This window comes from Bradyrhizobium sp. (genome assembly GCF_017881085.1).
In the GTDB taxonomy this organism is placed as follows: Bacteria; Pseudomonadota; Alphaproteobacteria; order Rhizobiales; family Xanthobacteraceae; genus Bradyrhizobium.
Window position 1 is genome coordinate 1 of sequence record NZ_JADGRI010000405.1, and the last position, 4083, is coordinate 4083.

The 4083-nt window shown below is 61.6% G+C and carries 3 protein-coding genes; all 3 read right to left on the reverse strand.

Annotated features, from left to right (window positions below):
• Nucleotides 1-99: 99 nt before the first annotated feature.
• Nucleotides 100-1857 (reverse strand): arsenical pump-driving ATPase, encoded by a 1758-nt coding sequence (arsA, locus tag QZ213_RS25525; protein WP_291688839.1) that lies wholly within the window; start codon nucleotides 1855-1857, stop codon nucleotides 100-102.
• A 123-nt stretch (nucleotides 1858-1980) separates the two neighbouring features.
• Nucleotides 1981-3168 carry an acetyl-CoA C-acetyltransferase gene (locus QZ213_RS25530; protein WP_291688840.1) on the reverse strand — a complete coding sequence of 396 codons (1188 nt, stop codon included), beginning with the start codon at nucleotides 3166-3168 and terminating at the stop codon, nucleotides 1981-1983.
• A 417-nt stretch (nucleotides 3169-3585) separates the two neighbouring features.
• Nucleotides 3586-4083: acetyl-CoA hydrolase/transferase C-terminal domain-containing protein (locus tag QZ213_RS25535; protein ID WP_291688841.1), on the reverse strand; the 498-nt coding region annotated here is incomplete at its 5' end.

Genomic DNA, 4083 nt, shown 5'->3' on the forward strand with positions numbered 1-4083 from the left:
TTCAACGTAATCGAGACAAACTTTCTACGCGCAAGTTCGACGTCGGAGTTTTCACACAGCCTGGACCCGGAGCGGACACCATCAGGGAATCGGGGTTAATCATGACAGTGCCTCAAGCTCGGCAACGCCGATTGGGGGCTTGCTTCGCCAGCCGATCATGAAGACCCGCTTTGCCAGCCCGTTCTGAACGCGAGCTATCTGCGCCAGCTCTCTCGCGCGCCGCAATCGCAGCAGGGGATCGCGGGTTGCTGAGGCGGAGAGGCATTTGTTGATGACCCAACCGAACGGTTCGATGCCCGCACGACGCAAGTCCTCCTGAAGGGCGGCAGCTTCCGAAACAGGCGTTGTCTCCGGCAAGGTCACCAGGATCACCCTTGTATGGGTGGGGTCCTGCAGCCGCATCAGCGGTGTAACGATACGCCCCGCTCCGCTCGGTTCGAGTTGGCTTGTCATCTGCCTATGATAGGCACCGGTCGCATCCAGCAGGAGCAGCGTGTGGCCGGTTGGGGCCGTATCAAGCACCACGAAGGCGCTCCTGGCCTCCGCAACAACGTGCGAGAAAGCATGGAACACGGCGACTTCCTCGGTGCATGGCGAAGCAAGATCCTCAAGCAGCAGCGCCCTGCCCTGCTCGTCGAGGTCACGGCCGCGGCTTGCCAATATTTTAGCGACATACCGCTCCGTCTCGACCCGGGGGTCGATCCGGTCGACCGTCAGGCCCGGCATCGCGCCATCAACGACGAAAGCGACGTGAGCCGCCGGATCGGTCGTGCTGAGGTGGACGGCATGACCCCGCTTGGCCAGTCCTACGGCAATGGCGGCGGCAATCGTCGTCTTTCCGACGCCGCCCTTGCCCATGACCATGATGAGGCCGCGGGCGCCTTGCGCGATGTCGTCAACCAGCCGGTCGAGGCCCGGCAAGTCAACCGGCTCGGCAGTTTGGTCGCTGGTTGCGATCGGCGGCGGCGGATAGGAGGACGATAACAATGCCCTGAGCGCCGCAAGGCCGACGATGTCGAAACCAAGCAGCGGGATCTCGTCGCGCGGCAGTTTCGTCAGCGACGCCGGCATCGCGGCCAGGGCCTCGTCCTGTTCCCGCTCAAGGGCAATTGCAACGACATCAGTCGCGTCCGTGGCGTGGAAGCGTCCGTTCACGGCGAGTATCTGGTTCGAGAGATTGAGCGCGTCGAGTTCGCCCGAGGTTCTGGCCGCCTCGCGGATCGCGCCCCTGTCGGCGCGCGTGACCAGAATGATGGTGGTCCGCCTGGAATCGCCCAGCGCCTGAAGCGCCTGGCGAAAGCGGTCCTCCTGCATCTTCAAACCTGAATGTGGACCGAGGCAAGACGCGCCGCGGTCATTGCCCGCCAGAAAACCGGTCCATGCCTTTGGCAGGCTAAGCAGTCGCAGCGTGTGGCCTGTCGGGGCGGTATCGAAAATGATGTGGTCGAACCCCGCTTCATCGCCATCCAGAAGCCCCACGAACTCGTCGAAGGCGGCAATTTCGGTGGTGCAAGCGCCAGAGAGCTGCTCGCGCACGGTCGATCGCTCGTCAGCGGTGGTCCCGGGACCAAGTTGTTCGAGCACGCGGGCTCGATAACTCTCGGCGGCTGCCTCCGGATCAATGTTCATCGCCGAAAGTCCGGCGACGTTCGGCACCGGGGTCGGGCGATCAGTCAGGGCAATCCCGAGCATCTCGTCGAGGTTCGACGCGGGATCGGTGCTGACAAGCAGGACACGCAACCCACGGTCGGCGAGGCCGATGGCAGTGGCACACGCCAGAGAGGTTTTGCCAACACCGCCCTTGCCGGTGAAGAACAGAAAAGGCGTCGGAGCGTTCAGCGGGGGAAAGTGAAGCATCTATATCCATCTCAACGCCGATGCAGAGACCGCGCGTTCAAGCGGGTCTCATCCGGAGCCTACGCGCGTCGGAAACCGGCACGCGTCGGCTTATGACGGCATCCGCCTAAGTCAAGGATTGGCTCAATTCACGGTCTCGAGTGCGAGCGCAATTCCCTGGCCGCCGCCGATGCAAAGCGTGACGACGCCTTTTTTGACACCATCGCGTTTCATCGAATGCAGCAATCGAGTCGTCAGCACCGCGCCGGAAGCGCCGATCGGATGGCCATGTGCGATCGCGCCGCCTTCTACATTGACCACCTCGGCATTCAGACCGAGATCCTTCGCGACGGCAATCGCTATCGCCGCGAAGGCCTCGTTGATCTCAATGCGCTCGACGTCGGAGACTTTCCAACCGGCACGATCGAGCGCCTGCTTCACCGCCGGTACCGGACCCAATCCGAACATACCCGGCTCAACAGCGCCTATACCGTAGGCGACGAGGCGCGCCATGGGTGCTAGGCCCTTCTTGTCGGCCCATGCGCGATCGGCCACAATCATCGCTGACGCAGCCGTATTAAGCCCGGGCGCGTTACCGGCAGTGATGGTACCCTCCTTGCGGAATGCGGGCTTGAGCTTCGCGAGGCTCTCCATCGTGGTATCGGGCCGATTATGTTCGTCCTTGTCGAATTTGGTAGGACCCTTACGCGAGGCAATTTCGACCGCGGTGATCTCCGCAACAAACTTGCCAGCCGATTGAGCCGCGGAAAAGCGCTTTTGCGAGCGTTCGGCCCAACGGTCTTGCTCTTCGCGGGTGATCTGGTGCGAGGCCGCAAGATCTTCGGTGTGCCATCCGGAATGCTTACCGGAGAAGGCATCATTGAGGCCGTCCATCAGCATAGAATCGAATATTTGCGCGTCACCCATACGGTAACCCCAGCGCCCGGAGCCCATGAGATACGGGGCGCGGTCCATGTTCTCCATGCCACCGGCGATTGCACTGTCGATCAGGCCGAGCATCACCTCCTGCGCCGCGCTCGCAATCGCTTGCGCACCTGAGCCACAGACGCGGTTGACCGTTAGCGCTGGAACCTCGACCGGAACGCCGCCATTGATGGCCGCCTGTCGGGCCGGGTTCATTTTGTTGCCAGCCTGAATCACGTTGCCCATGACTACCGTGTCGACCTCTCCGGGCGCGAGTTTCGCGCGCTCAAGCGTCGCGCGGACCACCACGGCACCGAGATCGACCGCCGTCATATCTTTCAGTGTGCCGCCATATGTGCCGATGGCAGTGCGCACGGGAGAACAGATTACGACTTCTTTATTGGCCATGGCTCATCTCCTCATTTCTATCGTGAATGGAGCGGACCACGCTTCCGCGGCACCCGAACGCTTTGGCACGGCATCTCCGCAACCTGAAGCGCTTTGAGCGGTCTGTATTGGATAGCAACGCCATGGGCGCGCGTTGTTGCGATGGATCAATAAATGGGGAGATGTCAGGCTCCAGCCACGTCGAGAGTCCGTTCATGACAGCTCTTGAACGACGGCCCTTTGGCGACGGCCGCTTTGCGCCAGATGCCGCCGTTCCCGCAGGTTCGATTTTCGGCAGGTTTGAGACATGCCGACCGGGCGGGACGAGTCCGCCCCGGGGGAGATCGGCGATCGACCCGACTCGGAAGTGCGAGGGCGACTTACGTTGAGGGTGGAAATCGCAAAAGCCCGCATTGATGCAGAAAGTGCCGTCCCAAGTTAGGTTGCTTGAACTAAACGGAAGGCTTCGTCCAACAGATGCGGGGTGTGCTTTCCAGGTGAAAATTTGCACGCCCGCTCAAAGTAATCCCTGAGCGCGGGCCGGAACGATGGATGCGCTACGTTGTCAATCACGACTCCGGCCCGCTGTTTCGGAGACAGACCGCGCAGGTCCGCGAGGCCATGCTCCGTCACCACGATCTGCACGTCGTGCTCGGTATGATCGACATGGGTTACCATCGGGACGATAGACGAGATCGATGCGTGTTTGGCGGTCGAGGGCGTCATGAAGATCGAGAGATAGGCGTTTCGGGCGAAATCGCCCGAGCCGCCGATACCGTTCATGATGCTGGTGCCGCGGATGTGGGTCGAGTTTACATTGCCGTAGATATCGGCCTCGATCATTCCGTTCATGGCGATCACGCCGAGCCGCCGGATCACCTCAGGATGGTTGGAGATTTCCTGCGTCCGCAGCACAATGCGGTCCTTGAGCGTGTC